This is a genomic window from Variovorax paradoxus, assembly GCF_030815855.1.
Taxonomy (GTDB): Bacteria; Pseudomonadota; Gammaproteobacteria; order Burkholderiales; family Burkholderiaceae_C; genus Variovorax; species Variovorax paradoxus_M.
Genome location: NZ_JAUSXG010000001.1, coordinates 1,745,091 through 1,766,236 on the forward strand (window position 1 = coordinate 1,745,091; position 21,146 = coordinate 1,766,236).

Annotated in this window: 15 protein-coding genes and 3 tRNA genes; 12 read left to right on the top strand and 6 right to left on the bottom strand. The window is 65.1% G+C overall.

Going from position 1 to position 21,146, the window contains the following annotated elements; translation table 11 throughout:
• Window positions 1–2: 2 nt before the first annotated feature.
• Genes QFZ42_RS08080 through hpnC form a run of 5 tightly spaced genes read right to left on the bottom strand, consistent with a single transcriptional unit; the run spans window position 3 to window position 3,656 of the window.
• Window positions 3–308, bottom strand: coding sequence for an NIPSNAP family protein (locus tag QFZ42_RS08080; RefSeq protein ID WP_307700473.1), 306 nt, complete (start codon window positions 306–308; stop codon window positions 3–5).
• Window positions 309–356: 48 nt separating this feature from the next.
• Complete coding sequence (locus tag QFZ42_RS08085) at window positions 357–659, bottom strand: hypothetical protein (RefSeq protein WP_307700474.1); 303 nt, start codon at window positions 657–659, stop codon at window positions 357–359.
• Window positions 656–1,912 carry a hydroxysqualene dehydroxylase HpnE gene (gene hpnE, locus QFZ42_RS08090; protein ID WP_307700475.1) on the bottom strand — a complete coding sequence of 419 codons (1,257 nt, stop codon included), beginning with the start codon at window positions 1,910–1,912 and terminating at the stop codon, window positions 656–658. Before hpnE ends, QFZ42_RS08085 begins: the two co-directional genes overlap by 4 nt.
• Window positions 1,909–2,748 carry a presqualene diphosphate synthase HpnD gene (hpnD, locus tag QFZ42_RS08095; RefSeq protein WP_307700476.1) on the bottom strand — a complete coding sequence of 280 codons (840 nt, stop codon included), beginning with the start codon at window positions 2,746–2,748 and terminating at the stop codon, window positions 1,909–1,911. The genes hpnE and hpnD overlap by 4 nt, the downstream gene beginning before the upstream one ends.
• Window positions 2,745–3,656 carry a squalene synthase HpnC gene (hpnC, locus tag QFZ42_RS08100; protein ID WP_373423319.1) on the bottom strand — a complete coding sequence of 304 codons (912 nt, stop codon included), beginning with the start codon at window positions 3,654–3,656 and terminating at the stop codon, window positions 2,745–2,747. Before hpnC ends, hpnD begins: the two co-directional genes overlap by 4 nt.
• Window positions 3,657–3,728: 72 nt before the next feature.
• Here hpnC and QFZ42_RS08105 point away from each other — a divergent pair, with 72 nt between their 5' ends.
• The 11 genes from QFZ42_RS08105 to QFZ42_RS08155 all read left to right on the top strand — a co-directional run bounded on the left by QFZ42_RS08105 (window position 3,729) and on the right by QFZ42_RS08155 (window position 18,172).
• Window positions 3,729–5,651 carry a potassium transporter Kup gene (locus QFZ42_RS08105; RefSeq protein WP_444875725.1) on the top strand — a complete coding sequence of 641 codons (1,923 nt, stop codon included), beginning with the start codon at window positions 3,729–3,731 and terminating at the stop codon, window positions 5,649–5,651.
• A gap of 110 nt (window positions 5,652–5,761) precedes the next feature.
• Complete coding sequence (locus QFZ42_RS08110; RefSeq protein ID WP_307700477.1) at window positions 5,762–6,955, top strand: efflux RND transporter periplasmic adaptor subunit; 1,194 nt, start codon at window positions 5,762–5,764, stop codon at window positions 6,953–6,955.
• On the top strand, window positions 6,952–10,107 hold the full coding sequence (locus QFZ42_RS08115) for an efflux RND transporter permease subunit (RefSeq protein WP_307700478.1): 3,156 nt from the start codon (window positions 6,952–6,954) through the stop codon (window positions 10,105–10,107). The genes QFZ42_RS08110 and QFZ42_RS08115 overlap by 4 nt, the downstream gene beginning before the upstream one ends.
• A gap of 100 nt (window positions 10,108–10,207) precedes the next feature.
• A tRNA-Leu gene (locus tag QFZ42_RS08120) sits at window positions 10,208–10,294 on the top strand.
• A gap of 26 nt (window positions 10,295–10,320) precedes the next feature.
• Window positions 10,321–11,637, top strand: a complete 1,317-nt coding sequence (gene tig, locus QFZ42_RS08125; protein ID WP_307700479.1) for a trigger factor — start codon at window positions 10,321–10,323, stop codon at window positions 11,635–11,637.
• Between the two features lie 124 nt (window positions 11,638–11,761).
• Window positions 11,762–12,370 (top strand): ATP-dependent Clp endopeptidase proteolytic subunit ClpP, encoded by a 609-nt coding sequence (gene clpP, locus QFZ42_RS08130; RefSeq protein WP_307700480.1) that lies wholly within the window; start codon window positions 11,762–11,764, stop codon window positions 12,368–12,370.
• 113 nt (window positions 12,371–12,483) lie between these two features.
• Window positions 12,484–13,749, top strand: a complete 1,266-nt coding sequence (gene clpX, locus QFZ42_RS08135; protein ID WP_012747621.1) for an ATP-dependent Clp protease ATP-binding subunit ClpX — start codon at window positions 12,484–12,486, stop codon at window positions 13,747–13,749.
• Between the two features lie 130 nt (window positions 13,750–13,879).
• Window positions 13,880–16,318, top strand: a complete 2,439-nt coding sequence (lon, locus tag QFZ42_RS08140) for an endopeptidase La (protein WP_307700481.1) — start codon at window positions 13,880–13,882, stop codon at window positions 16,316–16,318.
• A gap of 54 nt (window positions 16,319–16,372) precedes the next feature.
• Window positions 16,373–16,448, top strand: a tRNA-Gly gene (locus QFZ42_RS08145).
• 59 nt (window positions 16,449–16,507) lie between these two features.
• Window positions 16,508–16,581: transfer RNA gene (locus tag QFZ42_RS08150), tRNA-Cys, on the top strand.
• 805 nt (window positions 16,582–17,386) lie between these two features.
• Window positions 17,387–18,172 carry an IclR family transcriptional regulator gene (locus tag QFZ42_RS08155; RefSeq protein ID WP_307700482.1) on the top strand — a complete coding sequence of 262 codons (786 nt, stop codon included), beginning with the start codon at window positions 17,387–17,389 and terminating at the stop codon, window positions 18,170–18,172.
• 31 nt (window positions 18,173–18,203) lie between these two features.
• On the opposite strand, the gene QFZ42_RS08160 is transcribed toward QFZ42_RS08155, so the two are convergent.
• Window positions 18,204–18,851 (bottom strand): GntR family transcriptional regulator, encoded by a 648-nt coding sequence (locus QFZ42_RS08160; RefSeq protein WP_307700483.1) that lies wholly within the window; start codon window positions 18,849–18,851, stop codon window positions 18,204–18,206.
• Window positions 18,852–18,981: 130 nt separating this feature from the next.
• On the opposite strand from QFZ42_RS08160, the gene scpA reads away from it, so the two are divergent.
• Entirely contained in the window at window positions 18,982–21,144 is a 2,163-nt protein-coding gene (gene scpA, locus QFZ42_RS08165) for a methylmalonyl-CoA mutase (RefSeq protein WP_307700484.1), read from the top strand.
• Window positions 21,145–21,146: the final 2 nt, after the last annotated feature.

The window sequence follows — 21,146 nt, forward strand, 5'->3', positions numbered from 1 at the left end:
CTTTACGAGAACAAGGGCCGGAAGAAGCTGCGCTCGTAGCTCACGATGCACCGGGTGTCTTCGGCGTACTTGAACGCGGCCTGGCATTCGGCGTCCTGCATCGAATCGGCGCGGTACTGCTCGTAGGCCGCCAGGCTTGGAAAGCTGAACATCGCCAACGCCACGTTGTTCGTGCCTTCGGACGGCAGGAAGTAGCCGTGGTGCTGCCCGCCGAACTTCGCGACCAGCGGGATCCACAGCTTGCCGTAGTGCTCGAATTCCTTGAGCTTGTAGGGGTCGACGATGTAGCGGAGATAGCAGGTGACCATGGTTCTTTCCGTGAACGAGTGGCGAATCGGCAATCGGAGATCGGGTTTTCAGTCCAGCGTGAACTGCTCGCGCAGCGCCGCGCAGAAATCGGCCGTGCCGCTGAGCGAGAAGGTCACGGTGTCGAGCTCCGGCGCTTCGCGGGTCTGCTGCAGGTCGAAATCCCAGGCGGCGCCGTCTTCCAGAGCGCCTTGCGCATTCGGAAAGGCAGCGTTGGCCCAAGCGAGCACCTGCGCAACCTCGGCAAGCACCTCGTGCGTTTTGCCGGGCGCGGTCGTGGCCATCGCATCGAAAGTGCCGTGGCCTTCGGTGTCTTCGCTGTAGTCGAAATCAAGATAACGCAGGGGGGTCATGGTGTCTTCAGAGCGTTGCCGGCCGCGAGCCCGCTGAGTACCGCGCCTTCGAGCGTGGCGGGGTAGGGCCCTTCGGTGTAGTCGCCGCAGGCCAGCAGGCCGTGGGCGATTTTCGCAGGCGGCCGCACGAGCGCCGGCGTGCATGCAAAGGTGGCGCGTTTCTCGACCACGGTCTGCACGAGTTGCAGCGACGTCTGTCCCAACTGCGCGGCCGCCTGTGCCATCACCTGATGCTCCAGCGCGTCGCGCGGAGTTTCGTTCGCGCTCACGACCATGGCAAGCACGCCTTCCGGCCCGCCCAGTTGGCTGCGATCGAACACGAACTGCGCCGGTGCGGTGGCGGGGTGGCTGCGCAGCGCGAGCATGGGTTCGGCAAGGCGTGTGGCGCCGCGCAGATAGACGGTGGCAATGGCTTCGAAGCGCAGGGCTTCAGTGCTCTCGCACCAGCGCTCCGCCAGGCCGGATGCGCGCACGAGCCGGGCCGCGTCCCATGGCGCGCAGGCGAGCACGACCCGGTCGAAGCACTCGCCGTCGACGCGCCACTGCCCGCCTTCGGCAGAGATGGCGCGCACGCGCGTGCCGATGTGCAGCGTTGCGCCGTGCTGCGTGAGCCATGCCAAGGCCGCGTCGGGAAAAAGCGCGCCCAGATCGACGCGCGGAATCAGCAGGTCGGCGCCGCCGCTGCCGCTGAAAAGCGCGTCGCGCAGCACGCGCAGGAACACTTCGCCGCTCGATTGATCGACCGGCGTGTTGAGCGCTGAAACGCACAGCGGCTCGATCAGCTCCTGCATCACGCGCGGCGTGAGGCCGGTGCAGAGCGCGGCGACGGTGGTGCCGGCGGCGCAGCGGAATCCGGCGAGGCGCCACTGCACGGCGGTGCGTAGTAAGGTGGATTTGTCCCGCCATGTCCAGCCGCGCGCGGTGAAGATGCCGGCCAGCAGATCGAGCGGCGCCGGCAGCCGCGGCAGCTTCAAGCCGCCGCCGTCGGCGAAGCGCAGCGAAAGCGGCATGCGCAGCAGCGCGCTGTCGACGTCGACGCCGACATCGCGCATCAGCTTCAAGGTGGCGGTGTAGGCGCCGATGAGGATGTGCTGCCCGTTGTCGAGCGCCATCCCGTGCATGTGGTCGACCCGCCGCGCGCGGCCGCCCGCCATGTGCGCGGCCTCGTAGAGCGTGACGGCATGGCCGAGCCGCGTGGCTTCGACCGCGCAGGCGAGTCCGGCCCAGCCGGCACCGATGACGGCTGTTCTCAAATGCGTCCCAACGCTTGGACTTTCCACGCCAGCCAGAACTTGCGCACCGGCGTCAGGCTCACGCGCTGGTTCAGCACCTGGAAGCCGTCGCGCTCGATCTCGCGCAGCAGCGTGCGGTAGATGCTGGCCATCATGAGGCCGGGCTTCTGGGCGCGGCGGTCCGCGGCGGGCAGGAGCGCCAAGGCTTCGTCGTAGGCCGCATGGGCGCGCTCGGCCTGGAACTTCATGAGCGCGACAAAGCGCTCCGAATGCACGCGGTTCAGAATCTCGTGCGCCTTCACGTCGAACTTCTGCAGCTCGTTCACGGGCAGGTAGATGCGGCCGCGCAGCGCGTCTTCGCCCACGTCGCGAATGATGTTGGTGAGCTGCAGCGCCAGGCCGAGCTTGTGGGCATAGGCGGTGGTCTGCGGATCGGTCTGTCCGAAGATGCGGGCCGCGACTTCGCCGACCACGCCGGCCACCAGATGGCAGTAGCGCGCAAGGCCCGGAAAGTCGAGATACCGGGTCTGGTCAAGGTCCATCTGGCAGCCGTCGATCACCTCGTTGAGCAGCCTGGGCTCGATGCCGTAGGCGGCGGCATGCGGCAGCAGCGCTTGCATCACGGGATGGCGGGGCGGGCCCGCGAAAGACTGGGCCACCTCGGTGCGCCACCAGGCGAGTTTGGTGGCGGCCACGCCCGGGTCGCTGACCTCGTCGACCACGTCGTCGATTTCGCGGCAGAAGGCGTAGAACGCCGTGATGGCCGCGCGGCGCGGCTTGGGCAGGAACAGAAACGCGTAATAGAAACTGCTGCCCGAGGCGGCGGCCTTGTCTTGTACGTATTGCTCGGGAGTCATCGGAGGGGCGCTTTCATGGGCGGCCATTGTCTCCGCATCCGCAGGGCCCGCCAGACCAGCAGCGGGGCATCCGTCTTGCCGATCTTGGGGCGCTGCGAAAAGGTGTCGAAACCCAGGTCTTCGATCTTGTCGAGAATGCGCAGGCCGCCCTGCACGACGAAGCGCAGCTCCCAGCCGGCGCGGCCCGGCAGCCGGTGGACCAGCGGAGCGCCTTGGGTCATCAGTTCGCGCGCCCATGCGCATTCGACGGCGACGAGGTTGATGGCTTCCTGCGGAGGCGGCGCGTCGGCCAGGGGGGCGAAGACCTTGAAGCTCTCGCGCGTGAGGCCGCGCCGGGCGCAATCGGAAAGCGGCGGATAGAAGCGCCCGCGCGGCAGGTCCACGCTCGGGTCCTGCCAGAAATTGATGAGTTGCAGTGCGCTGCAGATGGCGTCGCTCTGCGCCAGCGCCTGTGCATCGTTCACCCCATAGAGATGCAGCAGCAATCGGCCGACCGGGTTGGCGGAGCGGCGGCAATAGTCGAGCAGTTCGACCCGGTCGGCGTAGGTTCCGCCGTCGCGGGTCTTCTCGATGTCTTGCACGAAGGCGCTCAGCAGGTCGGCCAGCAGCGCTTCGGGCAGCGCGAATTGCGCGATGCTGTGGGCGAGAGGGCTGAACACCTCGGGCCAGCGCGAGGAGGGCGGCACGGTGCCGCGCGCGGCGGCGCCGAGCTCTTCGCGGTAGGCGCGCAGGTCGGCCAGCCGCTCGTCAGGCGGGGCGTCGCCTTCGTCGGCGATGTCGTCCGCGGTCCGGGCGAAATGGTAAATGGCGGCAATCGGCGCACGCAGGTGCGGCGGGCACAGCCAGGAGGCCACGGGAAAGTTTTCGTAGTGCGCCGGCGGGGCGGCAATGTGGGATGGTGCGGACACGCGGCGATTGTCCGCGACGACCGATGCCGCGGACTATGCTCGCGGTGTCGCCACTACCAAGTTCCTGCTTTCATGAATCCATCGGCACCGGTTTCCTCTGCCCCGACACCCGCGCCCGGCGAGGCGCCTCATCCGGCAGGGCCGGGCCTGATGATCGCGGCGCTGGGCGTCGTGTTCGGCGACATCGGCACGTCGCCGCTCTATGCCTTCAAGGAAACGCTGAACCCCGAGCACGGCGTGCCGTTCACGCCCGACACGGTGCTGGGCCTGCTCTCGCTCATCTTCTGGGGCCTGATGTTCGTGGTGACGCTCAAATACGTGGTGTTCGTGCTACGCGCCGATCACGACGGCGAAGGCGGCATCCTCGCTTTGCAGGCGCTCGCGCGCAACGCGGCCTCGGGGCCTCGGCCCCGGCCGTGGGTGTGGAACGCGATCGGGGTGCTCGGCCTGGTGGGCGCGGCCATGTTCTATGGCGACAGCCTGATCACGCCGGCGATCTCGGTGCTGTCGGCGGTCGAAGGTCTCGAGGTGCAGGCGCCCGTGCTGCAGAAGGTGGTGATTCCGATCACCATGCTCATCCTGCTCGGGCTTTTCGCGGTGCAGCGCAAGGGAACCGGCGTGGTCGGCAAGGTGTTCGGCCCGGTCATGCTGCTGTGGTTCCTGGTGCTGGCCCTCGCGGGGGCCTGGCAGGTGCTGCACCAGCCGCAGGTGCTGGCGGCGCTCGATCCGCGCCGGGCCGTGGGCTTCTTGGTCGAGCATCGGGCGCAGTCGCTGGCGGTGCTGGGCGCGGTGTTCCTGGCCTTCACGGGCGGCGAGGCACTGTATGCCGACATGGGGCATTTCGGGGCCCGGCCGATCCGGCAGGCCTGGCTCTTCATTGCGCTGCCTGGCTTGGTGTTGAACTATTTCGGGCAGGGCGCGCTGGTGCTGGCAAACCCGGCGGCCATCGACAACCCGTTCTTCCGGCTCTTTCCTTCCTGGGGCGTGGTGCCGATGGTGGTGCTTGCCGCCATGGCCACCGTGATTGCCTCCCAGGCCGTGATTTCCGGCGCGTTTTCCCTCACGGCCCACGCCATGCGCATGGGCTACCTGCCGCGCATGCGCGTGGTGCAGACCTCGGGCTCGGCCATCGGTCAGATCTATGTGCCTACGGTCAACTGGCTGCTGATGGTGGGGGTGCTCTTGCTGGTGCTGGGCTTTCGCAGTTCGGGGGCGCTGTCGGCGGCCTACGGCATTGCGGTGTCGATCACGATGGTGACCACCACCCTGCTGGCGGGCGTCGTGGCGTGGGGCCTCTGGCGCTGGAACCGGGTGGCGGTGGCGCTCGGGGTGGTGGCTTTCGCGGTCGTCGACCTGACCTTCGTGGTGGCCAACAGCCTCAAGGTCGCCGAAGGCGGCTGGCTCACGCTGGCCGTCGCGGCCGGGGTGATGGTGCTATTCACGACCTGGGCGAAGGGGCGCCGGCTGGGGCTGGAGGCCGCGGCGGTCGAAAGCCTGCCGCTCAAGCCCTTTTTCGAATCGCTGGCGCTCCACATGCCGCACCGCGTGAGCGGCACCGCGGTGTTCCTGAACGCCGATGCAAGCTCGGTGCCGCACGCCTTGCTTCACAACCTCAAGCACAACCAGGTGCTGCACGAGCAGGTCATCGTGCTGCGCGTGCTGGCCTGTGACACGCCGCGCGTCGACGCCCGCATGCGCATCGAAGCCGAGCACCTGATGGACGGCATCTGGATGGTCACGGCGCGCCACGGCTTCATGGAGCGGCCCGACGTGCCTGAGTTCATCCGGATCCTGGCCTACCAGAAGGCCCTGGCCGTCGATTCCATGAAGACCTCTTATTTCGTCTCGCGCGCCTCGGTCGGCGAAGAGAACCTCCCGGGTTTGAACCCGGTGCGGCGTGCGCTCTTCGGCTGGCTGCAGCGCAACGCGGGCCGTGCGTCGGACTATTTCGAGATTCCGGGCAACCGGCTGGTGGAAATGGGGCAGCGAACCTAGGGCGCAAGCCGCCCGACCGTCACGCCGCGATTGACAGTGCTTGAGGTTTACCCTAGATTACTAACCGGTGGGTCAGTAATTGGCCCGGTTCGACCTTTCTAGGGTGTCTCATGACCGCCTCCTCCGGCTTCTCTCCTCTTGCCCGCGGTGCCGCCTGGCTACTGCTTCCCGCCTTGTTCCTGGCCGGCTGTTCGCAGTCGAAGCCAGCCGAGGAACCTGTGCGCGCAGTCAAGCTCGTGACTGTGGGCACGAGCGATTTCGACGCCCAGCCCGAGTTCTCGGCCGAGGTCCGGGCACGTGTCGAATCGCGGCTGGGATTCCGCGTGGCGGGCAAAATCACCAAACGTCAGGCCGAGCTCGGCCAGCACGTTCAGGCCGGCCAGGTGCTGGCCCAGCTCGATCCGCAGGACTACCGTTTGGCAGCCGAAGCGGCCCGCGCCCAGCTGGCTGCGGCGCAGACCAACCGCGATCTCGCGGCGGCCGATCTCAAGCGCTATAGCGAACTGCGCGAGCAGAATTTCATCAGTGGCGCCGAACTCGAGCGCCGCCAATCCACGTGGAAGGCGGCGCAGGCGCAGCTCGAACAGGCGCAGGCCCAGCTTTCGTCGCAAGGCAACCAGGCCAGCTACACCACGCTGGTCGCCGATGTGGCTGGCGTCATCACCGCCATCGAGGCCGAGCCGGGCCAGGTGGTGCAGGCGGGCACGCCCGTCGTGCGCATTGCGCAGGACGGCGCGCGCGACGTGGTGTTTGCCGTGCCTGAAGACCGGGCCGCGCTGATCAAGCCCGGTTCGCCTGTCACGGTCCGCGGCTGGTCGGGTGGTACTGAACTGCAAGGCCAGGTGCGCGAAGTGGCGGCCAGCGCCGACGCGGTCACGCGCACCTATTCGGTCAAGGTGGCGATCGACGCAGCCACCTCGCCGGCGCTCGGCGCCACCGTTTACGCGCGTCCGCAGGCATTGGCGCGCGCCGGCGGCGCGGTCATGAAGCTGCCGACCAGCGCATTGCGCCAGGAAGGCAAGGGCACCTCGGTCTGGGTGCTCGACAAATCGACCATGACGGTGCGTTCGCAGCCGGTGCAGGTGGCCACGGCGGACGGCAACGAGGCCGTGATCGGTGCCGGGCTCACGCCCGGCATGATGGTCGTCGCCGCGGGCGTGCATGTGCTCTCGCCGGGGCAGAAGGTCACCATCTACCAGTCGAAGGAGGCTGCCGCGGCAGCCGCCAGTGCGAAGGAATCGCCGCAGCCTGTGGAAGCCGTTGCTGCCACCAAGAAGGAGATTGCAACGGGTGCGGCCAAATGACGCAGGGCGCTGCGACGACCGACAAGCCCGCAGGCTTCAATCTCTCCAAATGGGCGCTGGACCACGCGCCGCTCACGCGCTACCTCATGGTGGTGCTGATGGTGCTGGGAGCCTTTGCCTACTTCCAGCTCGGCCAGGACGAAGATCCGCCGTTCACTTTCCGCGCCATGGTGGTTCGCACCTACTGGCCCGGCGCCACTGCGCAGCAGGTGGCAGAGCAGGTTACCGACAAGCTCGAGCGCACGCTGCAGGAGGCGCCGTACGCCGACAAGATCCGCAGCTATTCGAAGCCGGGCGAGTCGCAGATCATTTTCCAGATCAAGGATTCGTCCAAGGCCGGCGACGTCGCCAACGTCTGGTACACGGTGCGCAAAAAGATCGGCGACATGCGCAACACGCTGCCGCCGGGCGTGCAGGGCCCGTTCTTCAATGACGATTTCGGCGATGTCTATGGCGTGATCTACGCGCTGGAGAGCGAAGGCTTCAGCCAGGCCGAGCTCAAGACGCTGGCCGACGACGTGCGCCAGCAACTGCTGCGCGTGAAGGATGTGGCCAAGGTCGACCAGTTCGGCGTGCAAGACCAGAAGGTCTATATCGAGATTTCGCAGAAGCGCGTGGCGCAGCTGGGGCTCGACTTCAACGCCGTGCTCGCGCAGCTGGGTTCGCAGAACGCGGTGGAAAGCGCGGGCACGATCCAGTCGCCGCTCGACGTGGTGCAGGTGCGCGTGGCCGGGCAGTTCACCAACGTCGAGCAGCTGCGCGAAATGCCGATCCGCGGGAGCTCGGGCAACCAGCTGAAGCTTGGCGACATTGCCGAGATTCGCCGCGGCTACGTCGACCCGCCGGCCGTGAAGGTGCACCACCAGGGCAAGGAGGTCATTGCGCTCGGGGTCTCGATGACCAAGGGCGGCGACATCATCGCGCTGGGCAAGGCGCTGCGCGCTACCACGGCGACGATCGACCAGCGCCTGCCGGCCGGCGTGAAGCTGGCGCAGGTACAAGACCAGCCGGTGTCGGTGGCCAGTTCGGTCAATGAATTCGTCGGCGTGCTGATCGAGGCCGTGGCCATCGTGCTGGCCGTGAGCATCATTGCGCTGGGCCTGCACAAGGGCGGGCGCTTCGGCTGGTACATCGACATGCGTCCCGGGCTGGTGGTGGCCATCACCATTCCGCTGGTGCTGGCCGTGACCTTCCTTGCCATGAACTACTTCGGCATCGGGCTGCACAAGATATCGCTGGGCTCGCTGATCATCGCGCTCGGCCTCCTGGTCGACGACGCGATCATCGCGGTCGAGATGATGGTGAGGAAGATGGAAGAAGGCTACGACAAGGTGCGCGCCGCCACCTTCGCCTACGACGTCACGGCCAAGCCGATGCTGACCGGCACGCTCATCACCGCGGCGGGTTTCCTGCCCATCGGCATCGCGAAGTCGGTCACGGGCGAGTACACCTTCGCGATTTTTGCGGTGACGGTGATTGCGCTGGTGTTGTCGTGGATCGTGTCGGTGTACTTCGTGCCTTACCTCGGCACGCTGCTGCTCAAGGTCAAGCCGCACGATCCCGACGCGCCGCCGCACGAGCTGTTCGACACGAAGTTCTACAACGCCTTCCGCCGTTCGGTGAACTGGTGCGTGGAGCATCGCTGGCTGACCATCGGTGCCACGGTGCTGATTTTCGCGCTCGGCATCTTCGGCATGGGCAAGGTGCAGCAGCAGTTCTTCCCTGATTCGAGCCGCCCCGAAATCATGGTGGACATCTGGTTCCCGGAGGGCACCTCGTTCCCGGCGAACGAAGAGGTCGCCAGGCGCGTCGAGCAGCGCATCATGAAAGAAGAGGGCGTGAAGACGGTCAGCACCTGGATCGGTTCCGGCGTGCCGCGCTTCTACCTGCCACTGGACCAGGTGTTTCCGCAGACCAACGTGTCGCAGCTCATCGTGCTGGCCAAGGACCTGAAAGTGCGGGAACGCCTGCGCATCAAGCTGCCCGCGCTGCTGGCGCAGGAGTTTCCGGAGGTGCGCGGACGCGTGAAACTGCTGCCCAACGGACCGCCGGTGCCGTACCCGGTGCAGTTCCGCGTGATCGGCACCGACCCGGCGCAGTTGCGCGGCCACGCCGACGAAGTCAAGGCCGTGCTGCGCGAGAACGCCAACATGCGCGGCGTGAACGACAACTGGAACGAATCGGTCAAGGTGATCCGGCTCGAGGTCGACCAGGCCAAGGCCCGCGCACTCGGCGTGACCAGCCAGGCGATCGCCCAGGCCTCCAAGACGATGTTCTCCGGCACCACGGTGGGCCAGTACCGCGAAAACGATCTGCTGATCGACATCGTGCTGCGCCAGTCCGCCGACGAGCGCGAGGCCATTTCGGACATCGGCAATGCCTATCTGCCCACCGCCTCGGGACGTTCCATTCCGCTGACCCAGATCGCCCGGCCGGTATTCACCTGGGAACCGGGCGTGATGTGGCGCGAGAACCGCGACTACGCCATCACGGTGCAGGGCGACGTGGTCGAAGGCCTGCAAGGCGCCACCGTGACCGCGGAGTTGCTGCCGAAGCTGCGCCAGCTCGAAGCGGGCTGGCATGCGGCCGGCGAGGGCGGCTACCGCATCGAGGTGGCGGGCGCGGTCGAGGAAAGCAGCAAGGGCTCGGCCTCCATCGTCGCGGGCGTACCGATCATGCTGTTCCTGGTGTTCACGCTGCTGATGCTCCAGCTGCACAGCTTCAGCCGCTCGCTGCTGGTGTTCATTACCGGCCCCATGGGCATTGCCGGCGTCGCCGGGGCGCTGCTGCTGCTGAACCGGCCCTTCGGCTTCGTCGCGCTGCTGGGCGTGATCGCGCTGATGGGCATGATCCAGCGCAACGCGGTGATCCTGATCGACCAGATCGAGAGCGACCGCGCGGCGGGCGTGCCGGCCTGGGACGCCATCGTCGAATCGGCCGTGCGGCGCCTGCGGCCCATCGTGCTGACCGCCGCGGCGGCGGTGCTGGCGATGATTCCGCTCTCCCGCAGCGTGTTCTGGGGGCCGATGGCCGTGGCCATCATGGGCGGGCTGATCGTGGCCACCGTATTGACCCTGCTGGCGCTGCCGGCGATGTACGCCGCCGCATTCCGCGTCAAGCGGGAGCCGAAAGAGGGTCTGATTAGCGTTTAAAATACGCGGTTGACCGATTTCAGGCGGACGGTCTTTGGGCAGCGGCGAACCCGCGGCACCAGGGCCGTCCGCCTTTGCATTCACCTGAAAAATTTGGCAAGCGCGGGTGGCGAAATTGGTAGACGCACCAGGTTTAGGTCCTGACGTTCGCAAGAACGTGCCGGTTCGAGTCCGGCCCCGCGCACCAGCCACACCCCTCACAAGGAAGACACCATGACCGTGACCGTTGAAACTCTCGAGAAGCTCGAACGCAAGATCACGCTGACCCTGCCGGTCGGCACCATCCAGTCAGAAGTCGATTCGCGCCTCAAGAAGCTCGCGCGCACCGTCAAGATGGACGGCTTCCGTCCAGGCAAGGTGCCGATGAACGTCGTGGCCCAGCGCTACGGCTACTCGGTGCACTATGAAGTCATGAACGACAAGGTCGGCGAAGCCTTCTCGCAAGCCGCCAACGAAGCCAAGCTGCGCGTGGCCGGCCAGCCCCGCATCACCGAGAAGGAAGAGTCGCCCGAAGGCGAACTGGCCTTCGACGCGGTGTTCGAGGTGTTCCCCGAAGTCAAGATCAACGACCTGTCCGGCGCCGAAGTCGAGAAGCTCTCGGCTGAAGTGGGCGACGACGCCATCGACAAGACGCTCGACATCCTGCGCAAGCAGCGCCGGACCTTCGCACAGCGCGCGCAAGACGCCGTCGCGCAGGACAACGACCGCGTCACGGTCGACTTCGAGGGCAAGATCGAGGGCGAGACCTTCCAGGGCGGCAAGGCCGAGGACTTCCAGTTCATCGTGGGCGAAGGCCAGATGCTGAAGGAATTCGAAGACGCCGTGCGCGGCATGAAGGCCGGCGACAGCCGCACGTTCCCGCTGTCGTTCCCGGCCGATTACCACGGCAAAGACGTGGCCGGCAAGCAGGCCGACTTCATGGTCACGGTGAAGAAGATCGAAGCTTCGCACCTGCCGGAAGTCAACGAACAGCTCGCCAAGTCGCTCGGCATCGCCGAAGCCACGGTCGAAGGCCTGCGCGCCGACATCAAGAAGAACCTCGAGCGCGAAGTGAAGTTCCGCCTGCTGGCCCGCAACAAGAACGCCGTGATGGACGCCCTCGTGGCGAACGCCGAGCTCGACCTGCCGAACGCCAGCGTGCAATCCGAAGTGAACCGCATGATCGAAGGCGCCCGCGCCGAGCTCAAGCAGCGCGGCATCAAGGACGCCGACAAGGCGCCGATTCCCGAAGAAGTGTTCCGCCCGCAAGCCGAGCGCCGCGTGCGCCTGGGCCTGGTGGTGGCCGAACTGGTGCGCGCCAACAACCTGCAAGCCAAGCCCGAGCAGCTCAAGGCCCACATCGATGAGCTGGCCGCCAGCTACGAAAAGCCGGCCGACGTGGTGCGCTGGTATTTCAGCGACAACAACCGCCTGGCCGAGGTCGAGGCGGTCGTCATCGAGAACAACGTGACCGAATTCGTGCTCGGCAAGGCCAAGGTCAACGAAAAGTCGGTGTCGTTCGACGAACTGATGGCTCAGCAGCAAGGCTGAGCGCCGGGCTGCACCGCCGCCCGCAACGCCAATGGGGCTTGTGCTTTGCGGCACGAGCCCCATTTCACTCAGGCGTACAGTTAAATACGAACAGCGAACGAACCCTTTTCCGGAGAGCAAATCAATGAGCGCACAGGATATTCAAGGCCTCGGCATGATCCCGATGGTCATCGAGCAGTCGGGCCGCGGCGAGCGGTCCTACGACATCTATTCGCGTCTCCTCAAGGAACGCATCATTTTCCTGGTGGGCGAGGTGAACGACCAGACCGCCAACCTCGTGGTGGCGCAGTTGCTGTTCCTCGAAAGCGAAAACCCGGACAAGGACATCTCGTTCTACATCAACTCCCCGGGCGGCAGCGTGAGCGCCGGCATGGCCATCTACGACACCATGCAGTTCATCAAGCCCGACGTTTCGACGATGTGCATCGGCTTCGCGGCCAGCATGGGTGCCTTCCTGCTGGCGGCCGGCGAAAAGGGCAAGCGCTTTTCGCTGCCCAATTCGAAGATCATGATTCACCAGGTGCTCGGCGGCGCCCGCGGCCAGGCCACGGACATCGAAATCCACGCCCGCGACATCCTGCGCACCAAAGACCAGATGAACCGCATCCTGGCCGAGCGCACGGGCCAGCCCCTCGAAAAGGTCAAGTCGGACACCGAACGGGACTATTTCCTGACCGCCGACGAAGCCAAGGACTACGGCCTGGTCGACCAGGTCATTGCAAAACGCAGTTAAGCCTTCGCCGCGGCGCCGGCGTCGCCAAAAGGCAAAAAAGCGGCGTTTTCCATAGGGGAAACGCCGTTTTTGTTTAGTTATCATTGTCCTACCCCGTAACGAGGCACCTGTCCATGGCCGAAAAAAAAGGCTCTTCCAGCGAAAAAACGCTTTATTGCTCGTTCTGCGGCAAGAGCCAGCATGAGGTCAAGAAGCTGATCGCGGGCCCTTCGGTCTTCATTTGCGACGAGTGCATCGACCTTTGCAACGAAATCATCCGCGACGAGCTCCCGGCCGGTGAAGAGGCGCGCGAGGCGCGCAGCGACCTGCCCACGCCGCTGGAAATCAAGACCAACCTCGACAACTACGTGATCGGCCAGGAGCCGGCCAAACGCATGCTGTCGGTGGCGGTCTACAACCACTACAAGCGCCTGCGCCACAAGGAAAAGGCCAAGGGCGACGACGTCGAGCTCAGCAAGAGCAACATCCTGCTGATCGGCCCCACGGGCTCGGGCAAGACGCTGCTGGCGCAAACCCTGGCGCGCATGCTCGACGTGCCGTTCGTGATGGCCGACGCCACCACGCTGACCGAAGCCGGCTACGTGGGCGAAGACGTCGAGAACATCATCCAGAAGCTGCTGCAGAGCTGCAACTACGAAGTCGAGCGGGCCCAGCGCGGCATCGTCTACATCGACGAAATCGACAAGATCTCGCGCAAGTCGGACAACCCTTCCATCACGCGCGACGTGTCGGGCGAGGGCGTGCAGCAGGCGCTGCTGAAGCTCATCGAAGGCACCATGGCCAGCGTGCCGCCGCAGGGCGGGCGCAAGCACCCGAACCAGGACTTCCTGCAGATCGACACGACCAACATCCTGTTCATTTGCGGCGGCGCGTTTGCCGGCCTCGAGAAGGTCATCGAAAACCGCACCGAGGCTTCGGGCATCGGCTTCGGGGCTTCGGTCAAGAGCAAGGCGCAGCGCAGCATCACCGAGGTGTTCCGCGAAGTCGAGCCCGAAGACCTGATCAAGTTCGGCCTGATTCCCGAGCTCGTGGGCCGCATGCCCGTGGTGGCGTCGCTGGCCGAGCTCAGCGAAGACGCGCTGGTGCAGATCCTGACCGAGCCCAAGAACGCGGTGGTCAAGCAGTTCACCAAGCTGCTGCAAATGGAAGGCGTCGACCTCGAAATCCGCCCCGCGGCGCTCAAGGCCATTGCCCGCAAGGCGCTGGCCCGCAAGACCGGGGCACGGGGCTTGCGTTCGATCCTCGAACAGTCGCTCATCGACACCATGTTCGAGCTCCCGAATGCCACCAACGTCGACAAGGTTGTGGTCGAAGAATCCACAATCGATGAAAACAAGCCGCCGCTGCTCGTGTACCGAGAAGCGGCCAAGAAGGCTTGAGCGAGGCTTGAATGAACGCGGCGCCGGCTCTTTTCACCGAAGCTTCCGGCGCCTTCGACAAAGACCGGGTGCGCGGGCTTGAAATGCCCCAACACCCATCCATCTTTGCCTGATCAATCAAAGGATATTCATGTCCGGTCATACCCCCCTGCCTGCCGACGCGATCGACCTGCCGCTGCTGCCGCTGCGCGACGTCGTCGTGTTCCCTCACATGGTGATCCCGCTGTTCGTGGGACGCCCCAAGAGCATCAAGGCGCTCGAGCTGGCCATGGAGGCCGAGCGCCGCATCATGCTGGTGGCACAGAAAGCCGCCGCCAAGGACGAGCCCTCGGTCGAGGACATGTTCGAGGTCGGCTGCGTCTCCACCATCCTGCAGATGCTCAAGCTGCCCGACGGCACCGTGAAGGTGCTGGTCGAGGGCCAGCAGCGCGCGCGCGTGAACCGCATCGACGACGGTGAAACCCACTTCTCGGCCAACGTAACGCCCGTCGAGGCGCCCGAAGGCGGCGAGAAGGGCACCGAGGTCGAGGCGCTGCGCCGTGCCGTGATGCAGCAGTTCGATCAGTACGTCAAACTGAACAAGAAGATCCCGCCCGAGATCCTCACCTCGATCTCGAGCATCGACGATCCGGGCCGTCTGGCAGACACCATTGCCGCGCACCTGCCGCTCAAGCTCGACAACAAGCAGGCCGTGCTCGACCTGGACGACGTCAAGGCGCGGCTCGAGAACCTGTTCGGGCAGCTCGAACGCGAGGTCGACATCCTCAACGTCGACAAGAAGATCCGCGGGCGCGTGAAGCGCCAGATGGAAAAGAACCAGCGCGACTTCTACCTCAACGAGCAGGTCAAGGCGATCCAGAAGGAGCTTGGCGAGGGCGAAGAGGGCGCGGACATCGAGGAGATCGAGAAAAAGATCAAGCTCGCCAAGATGCCCAAGGACGCGCTGAAGAAGGCCGAGGGCGAGCTCAAGAAGCTCAAGCTCATGTCGCCGATGTCGGCCGAAGCCACCGTGGTGCGCAACTACATCGACGTGCTGGTGGGCCTGCCCTGGAGCAAGAAGACCAAGATCAAGCACGACCTGGCCAACGCCGAGGCGGTGCTCAATGCCGACCATTACGGCCTCGAGAAGGTCAAGGACCGCATCCTCGAGTATCTCGCGGTGCAGCAACGCGTCGACAAGGTCAAGGCACCCATCCTGTGCCTCGTGGGCCCGCCGGGCGTGGGCAAGACCTCGCTCGGGCAGTCGATCGCCAAGGCGACCGGCCGCAAGTACACCCGCATGGCGCTCGGCGGCATGCGCGACGAAGCCGAGATCCGCGGCCATCGCCGCACCTACATCGGCGCGCTGCCGGGCAAGGTGCTGCAAGGTCTGAACAAGATCGGCACGCGCAATCCGCTGTTCCTGCTCGACGAAATCGACAAGCTGGGCACCGACTTCCGCGGCGATCCCTCGAGCGCGCTGCTCGAAGTGCTCGATCCGGAGCAGAACCACACCTTCGGCGACCACTACGTCGAGGTCGACTTCGACCTCTCCGACGTGATGTTCGTCGCCACCTCGAACTCGATGAACATTCCGCCGGCGCTGCTCGACCGGATGGAAGTCATTCGCCTCTCGGGCTACACCGAGGACGAAAAGACGCACATCGCGCTCAAGTACCTGCTGCCGAAGCAGCTGAAGAACAACGGCGTCAAGGAAGAAGAACTCCTCGTCACCGAAGAGGCTGTGCGCGACATCGTGCGCTACTACACGCGTGAAGCCGGCGTGCGTTCGCTGGAGCGCGAACTCTCCAAGATCTGCCGCAAGGTGGTGAAGGGCCTGCTGCTCAAGAAAATGACGCCGAAGGTCACGGTCGACGGCAGCAATCTCAACGACTTCCTCGGGGTGCGCAAGTACAGCTTCGGCTTGGCCGAGAAGCAGAACCAGGTCGGCCAGGTGGTCGGCTTGGCGTGGACCGAAGTCGGCGGCGACCTGCTCACCATCGAGGCGGTCACCATGCCCGGCAAGGGTGTGATCAGCCGCACGGGGTCGCTGGGCGACGTGATGAAGGAATCGGTCGAGGCCGCACGCACGGTGGTGCGCAGCCGCTCGCGTCGCCTGGGCATCAAGGACGAGATCTTCGAGAAGCGGGACATCCACATCCACGTGCCCGACGGCGCAACGCCCAAGGACGGCCCGAGTGCGGGTGCCGCGATGACGACGGCCTTCGTGTCGGCGCTCACCGGCATTCCGGTGCGCGCAGACGTCGCGATGACCGGCGAGATCACGCTGCGCGGCGAGGTCACGGCCATCGGCGGACTGAAGGAAAAGTTGCTGGCCGCTTTGCGCGGCGGTATCAAGACCGTGCTGATTCCCGAAGAGAACGCGAAAGACCTGCAGGACATTCCCGAGAACGTGAAGAACGGCCTCGAGATCGTGCCGGTGAAGTGGATCGACAAGGTGCTGGAAATCGCGCTCGAGAAGATGCCGGAACCGCTGTCCGACGAAGAGGTCGCGGCTTCTGCCGCGGCCGTGGCCGAGCTCGCCAAGCAGCGCGAAGCACGGCCCTCCGAGGGCTCTGTCAAACATTGATCGGCAAAACTTGCCGGGCCCCGAAAAAGTGTTCTATAATTCGAGGCTCGAAACGCGGGAATAGCTCAGTTGGTAGAGCGCAACCTTGCCAAGGTTGAGGTCGAGAGTTCGAGACTCTTTTCCCGCTCCAGTTTTTGAAAAAGGGAAGCAATGCTTCCCTTTTTTTCGCGAGTTCGATTTCAGCAGCGTGGCGCGATAGCAAAGCGGTTATGCAACGGATTGCAAATCCGTCTAGCCCGGTTCGACTCCGGGTCGCGCCTCCACCCCTCTCTGATCAGTTCGATCCACCCTCCATCAAAAAAAACAGCCCCGTCGATCTACGTTGCCGGGGCTCGTCTTGTTTGGGTTATCGTCGACGTTCAATTCGAGTGTCCGGATGGCGAAATTGGTAGGCACGTAGCCAAGCGAGAGTGAAAGCAAGCCCGGAAGCAGCCGGGCGAAATGGACTCGGTAACGAGTCATGCCAGCCCGAGTGGTGAAACTGGTAGACACAAGGGACTTGAAGCAATTTGAGCCCTTCGAAGGAAACTTCGAAGGTGAAGCCCGTCAAATTCGGTGAACGCCCTGAGCGCGCAAGCGCCCGAGCCAACGCCGAGCCAAGCCCTGAATCGAAAGGTTCGTGGGAAGGTGTAGAGAGCAGACGGCGGGCACCTACGGCTGCAAGGCTATGGTGAAGGCGTGCTCCAGACCACGAACGGCAAGCATGCCGGCGGCGAAAGCCGAAGTGGTAAGAAAATCCCTCGACCTCACGGTCATGCCGGTTCGATTCCGGCCTCGGGCACCAACTTGCGATGAGCCCGTTCCTGCGTAGGCGGGGACGGCTTTCGGCCGGACGAGCCGTCTCCTGGCCGTTGGCGCATGAACGCCGTGCGCGGCTGCGCCTCGCACGACATCCCGGCATTCCAAGGTCATCTGTCTTGACCATCTCGGTTCGGAGCGGCGCCTGGCGGGGTTTCGCCGCTCAGCAACGTCGAGTGTTTCAAAATGACAATGATTGACCGGGGTCTGCAACTTTTCAACTTTTCTGCTGAAGAATCAAGAAACGCTAATAAATAAGGGTTCGGGTTCATGAACGATGCGGCGGGGAGCAAAGAAGAAGTCAGCGCGCTGGGCCGGGGGCTGGCCTTGCTCAAGGTCATCGGGATGGCGGCGGCCCCGATGAGCAATCGCGAGCTGGCGGACACCACGGGCCTGCCCAAGGCCACGGTATCGCGCCTCACCGCGACGCTGGTGAGCGCGGGGTATCTGCGGCAGTCGCAGGACAGCGAGCGCTTCAGCCTTGGCCCGGCGCTGCTCGACATGAGCAGCCGCTACCTTCGCCACTTCGACCTGCGCACCGTCGCCCGGCCTTATCTGGCGGAGCTGTCCGAATTCGCGGGCGCCAGCGTTCACGTAGCGGTGCGCGACGAGCTCGACATGCTCGTCATCGATTCGCTGCGCCCGCGTTCGGCGCTGATCAGCTCGCGCCTCGACGTCGGCACGCGCATGAGCGTCGTCACTTCGGCCGCGGGCCGTGCTTCCCTCGCGGCGTTGCCCGCCGACGAGCGGGCGGTGGTGCTGGAGCAGATCCGGCAGGAAAGCGGCGAGGCCTGGGCCTCCATCGAGCCCCGCCTGATGGCCGGACTCGACGAATATGCTCGCCTGGGCTATTGCAGTTCGTTCGGCGAATGGCATCCGCACATCCACGCTCTCGGCTTTGCGCTGCGAGGCCCCCATGGGCAGCGCTACGGCGTGAGCTGCGGCGGCCCGGCCTACCTGCTGCCGAAGGAAATGATGCTTTCGCGCGTCGCCCCCCGCCTGCTCGAAGTGGCCCAGCGCATCTCGGCCGAAACCGGAACCATCCACCCGGATTGAGCAACGCGAAAGCGCGCAGCCTGGGGCGAGCCTAGACCGCGGCTTCCAGGCCGTTCTTGAAATGCTCCCGCATGCGCGCCATGGCTGCCGTGGCATCGCGCGCCTCGATGGCCGCCATCATCGAGCGGTGCTCCGCCAGCGATTCAGCAATGCGCCCCTCCTTGAGCAGCGAGTTGTGGCGGTTGAGCTTCATCACCTTGCGCAGGTCGGCCACCATCTGGTCGCGCCACTTGTTGTTGGCGATGGCCAAGAGGCGCATATGGAAGCGCTCGTTCAACGCAAAGAAGTGCTCCCGGTTCTCCTTGCCCGGTGCGCCGGCGGCCTCCAGTTCGGAGTGAAGCGCCTTCAGTTCTGCGCGCTCGGCATCGGTCGCACGCTCGGCCACCACGCCGGCCGCATCGCTCTCGAGCAGCGAGAGCAGGTGATAGACGTCCGCCAAATCCTGTTCCGAGACTTCGGTGACATAAGCGCCGCGACGCACCTTCATCGTCACGAGGCCCTCGGCTGCCAGCACCTTCAGGGCTTCGCGCAGCGGCGTGCGGCTGATGCCGTATTCCTCGGCCAGCTTGAGCTCGTCGATCCAGCTGCCCGGCTCGAGCTCGCGGCGGAAAATCCGCTGGCGCAGCAGCTCGGCCACCTCTTCATAGAGGGCGCGCGGGGTAAGGGTGACGGCGGACATGGGGTGGACTGTACCGCAAAAATGGGTTTGAATTAATAATTATGGATCGGTTAGACTCCCGGCGGCCTGCGAACTCCTTGCGGGCGAATTTGCGATTACCCTGCAAGACAACTGCAAAACGGCGCCTTCCATGAGCAGCACACCCGAACCTACCTTCAAGCCCGCCGACCTCGACGCCTGGGCCAAGTCCGCTGCCAAGTCCGCGCCAGGCGGCGACCTGAATGCGCTGAACTGGATCACGCCCGACGGCATCACCGTCAAGCCGCTCTACACCGCGGCCGACCTGCAGGGCCTGAAGTACACCGACACGCTGCCCGGTTTCGAACCCTACCTGCGCGGCCCGCAAGCCACCATGTACGCGGTACGTCCGTGGACCATTCGCCAGTACGCGGGTTTCTCGACGGCCGAAGAGTCGAACGCCTTCTACCGCAAGGCATTGGCGGCCGGCGGGCAGGGCGTGAGCGTGGCCTTCGACCTGGCCACCCATCGCGGCTACGACAGCGACCACCCGCGCGTGACCGGCGACGTCGGCAAGGCCGGCGTGGCCATCGATTCGGTCGAGGACATGAAGATCCTGTTCGACCAGATCCCGCTGGACAAGGTGAGTGTGTCCATGACGATGAACGGCGCCGTGCTGCCGGTGCTGGCGGGCTACGTGGTCGCGGCCGAAGAGCAGGGCGTGGCGCAGGATCAGCTGAGCGGAACCATCCAGAACGACATCCTCAAGGAGTTCATGGTCCGCAACACCTACATCTTTCCGCCAGCGCCGAGCATGCGGATCATCGGCGACATCATCGAGTACACGGCACAGCACATGCCCAAGTTCAACTCGATCTCGATCAGCGGCTATCACATGCAGGAAGCCGGCGCCAACCAGGCGCTGGAACTCGCGTTCACGCTGGCCGACGGCAAGGAATACGTGAAGACCGCGCTGGCCAAGGGGCTCGATGTCGACGGCTTTGCCGGACGCCTGAGCTTCTTCTGGGCCATCGGCATGAACTTCTATCTCGAAGTGGCCAAGATGCGCGCGGCGCGCCTCTTGTGGTGCCGCATCATGAAAGAGTTCGAGCCCAAGAACCCCAAGAGCCTGATGCTGCGCACGCACTGCCAGACTTCGGGCTGGTCGCTCACCGAGCAGGACCCATACAACAACATCGTGCGCACCACCATCGAGGCCATGGCCGCGGTGTTCGGCGGCACGCAGAGCCTGCACACCAACGCGCTCGACGAAGCCATTGCACTGCCCACCGAGTTCAGCTCGCGCATTGCGCGCAACACGCAGCTCATCATCCAGGAAGAGACGCACATCACCAATGTGGTCGACCCCTGGGCCGGCAGCTACATGATGGAGAAGCTCACGCAGGACATGGCCGATGCGGCCTGGGCCATCATCGAGGAGGTCGAGGCCATGGGCGGCATGACCAAGGCGGTCGACAGCGGCTGGGCCAAGCTCAAGATCGAGGCGGCCGCCGCCGAGAAGCAGGCGCGCATCGACTCGGGCAAGGACGTGATCGTCGGGGTCAACAAGTACAAGCTGAAGAACGAAGACGCGATCGACAGCCTTTCCATCGACAACGTGATGGTGCGCGACCAGCAGGTGGCGCGCCTGCAGAAGATCCGCGCCTCGCGCGACACGGCCAAGGTACAGGCCGCGCTCGACGCGCTGACCGAAGCGGCCGAGAACGGCACCGGCAACCTGCTCGCGCTGAGCATCGACGCGGTGCGCCTGCGCGCCACGGTCGGCGAGATTTCCGACGCGCTCGAAAAATCATTCGGCCGCCATCGGGCCGACACGCAAAAGGTGACCGGTGTGTACGCTGCTGCCTATGACTCCGCCGAGGGCTGGGAAGCCCTCAAGACCGAAATCAACGCTTTCGCCGAAGCGCAGGGGCGCCGTCCGCGCGTGATGATCTCCAAGCTCGGGCAGGACGGGCATGACCGCGGCGCCAAGGTGGTGGCCACCGCATTCGCCGACCTGGGCTTCGACGTGGACATGGGCCCGCTGTTCCAGACACCCGAGGAATGCGCGCGGCAGGCGATCGAGAACGACGTGCACGCCGTGGGCGTGAGCACACTCGCCGCGGGCCACAAGACGCTGGTGCCCGCCATCATCAACGAGCTGAAGAAGCAAGGCGCGGACGACATCATCGTGTTCGTCGGCGGGGTGATTCCGCGGCAGGACTACGACTTTCTCTACGAGGCCGGTGTCAAGGGCATCTATGGCCCCGGCACGCCGATTCCCGCCAGCGCGAAGGACGTGCTGGAACAAATCCGCGCGGCGGTTTCGTCCTGAGC

Coding starts and splice junctions, on each gene's coding strand:
- QFZ42_RS08080 (WP_307700473.1), bottom strand. CDS start 308: ATGGTCACCTGCTATCTCCGCTACATCGTCGACCCCTACAAGCTCAAG.
- QFZ42_RS08085 (WP_307700474.1), bottom strand. CDS start 659: ATGACCCCCCTGCGTTATCTTGATTTCGACTACAGCGAAGACACCGAA.
- hpnD (WP_307700476.1), bottom strand. CDS start 2,748: ATGACTCCCGAGCAATACGTACAAGACAAGGCCGCCGCCTCGGGCAGC.
- QFZ42_RS08105 (WP_444875725.1), top strand. CDS start 3,729: ATGAATCCATCGGCACCGGTTTCCTCTGCCCCGACACCCGCGCCCGGC.
- QFZ42_RS08110 (WP_307700477.1), top strand. CDS start 5,762: ATGACCGCCTCCTCCGGCTTCTCTCCTCTTGCCCGCGGTGCCGCCTGG.
- QFZ42_RS08115 (WP_307700478.1), top strand. CDS start 6,952: ATGACGCAGGGCGCTGCGACGACCGACAAGCCCGCAGGCTTCAATCTC.
- tig (WP_307700479.1), top strand. CDS start 10,321: ATGACCGTGACCGTTGAAACTCTCGAGAAGCTCGAACGCAAGATCACG.
- clpP (WP_307700480.1), top strand. CDS start 11,762: ATGAGCGCACAGGATATTCAAGGCCTCGGCATGATCCCGATGGTCATC.
- clpX (WP_012747621.1), top strand. CDS start 12,484: ATGGCCGAAAAAAAAGGCTCTTCCAGCGAAAAAACGCTTTATTGCTCG.
- lon (WP_307700481.1), top strand. CDS start 13,880: ATGTCCGGTCATACCCCCCTGCCTGCCGACGCGATCGACCTGCCGCTG.
- QFZ42_RS08155 (WP_307700482.1), top strand. CDS start 17,387: ATGAACGATGCGGCGGGGAGCAAAGAAGAAGTCAGCGCGCTGGGCCGG.
- QFZ42_RS08160 (WP_307700483.1), bottom strand. CDS start 18,851: ATGTCCGCCGTCACCCTTACCCCGCGCGCCCTCTATGAAGAGGTGGCC.
- scpA (WP_307700484.1), top strand. CDS start 18,982: ATGAGCAGCACACCCGAACCTACCTTCAAGCCCGCCGACCTCGACGCC.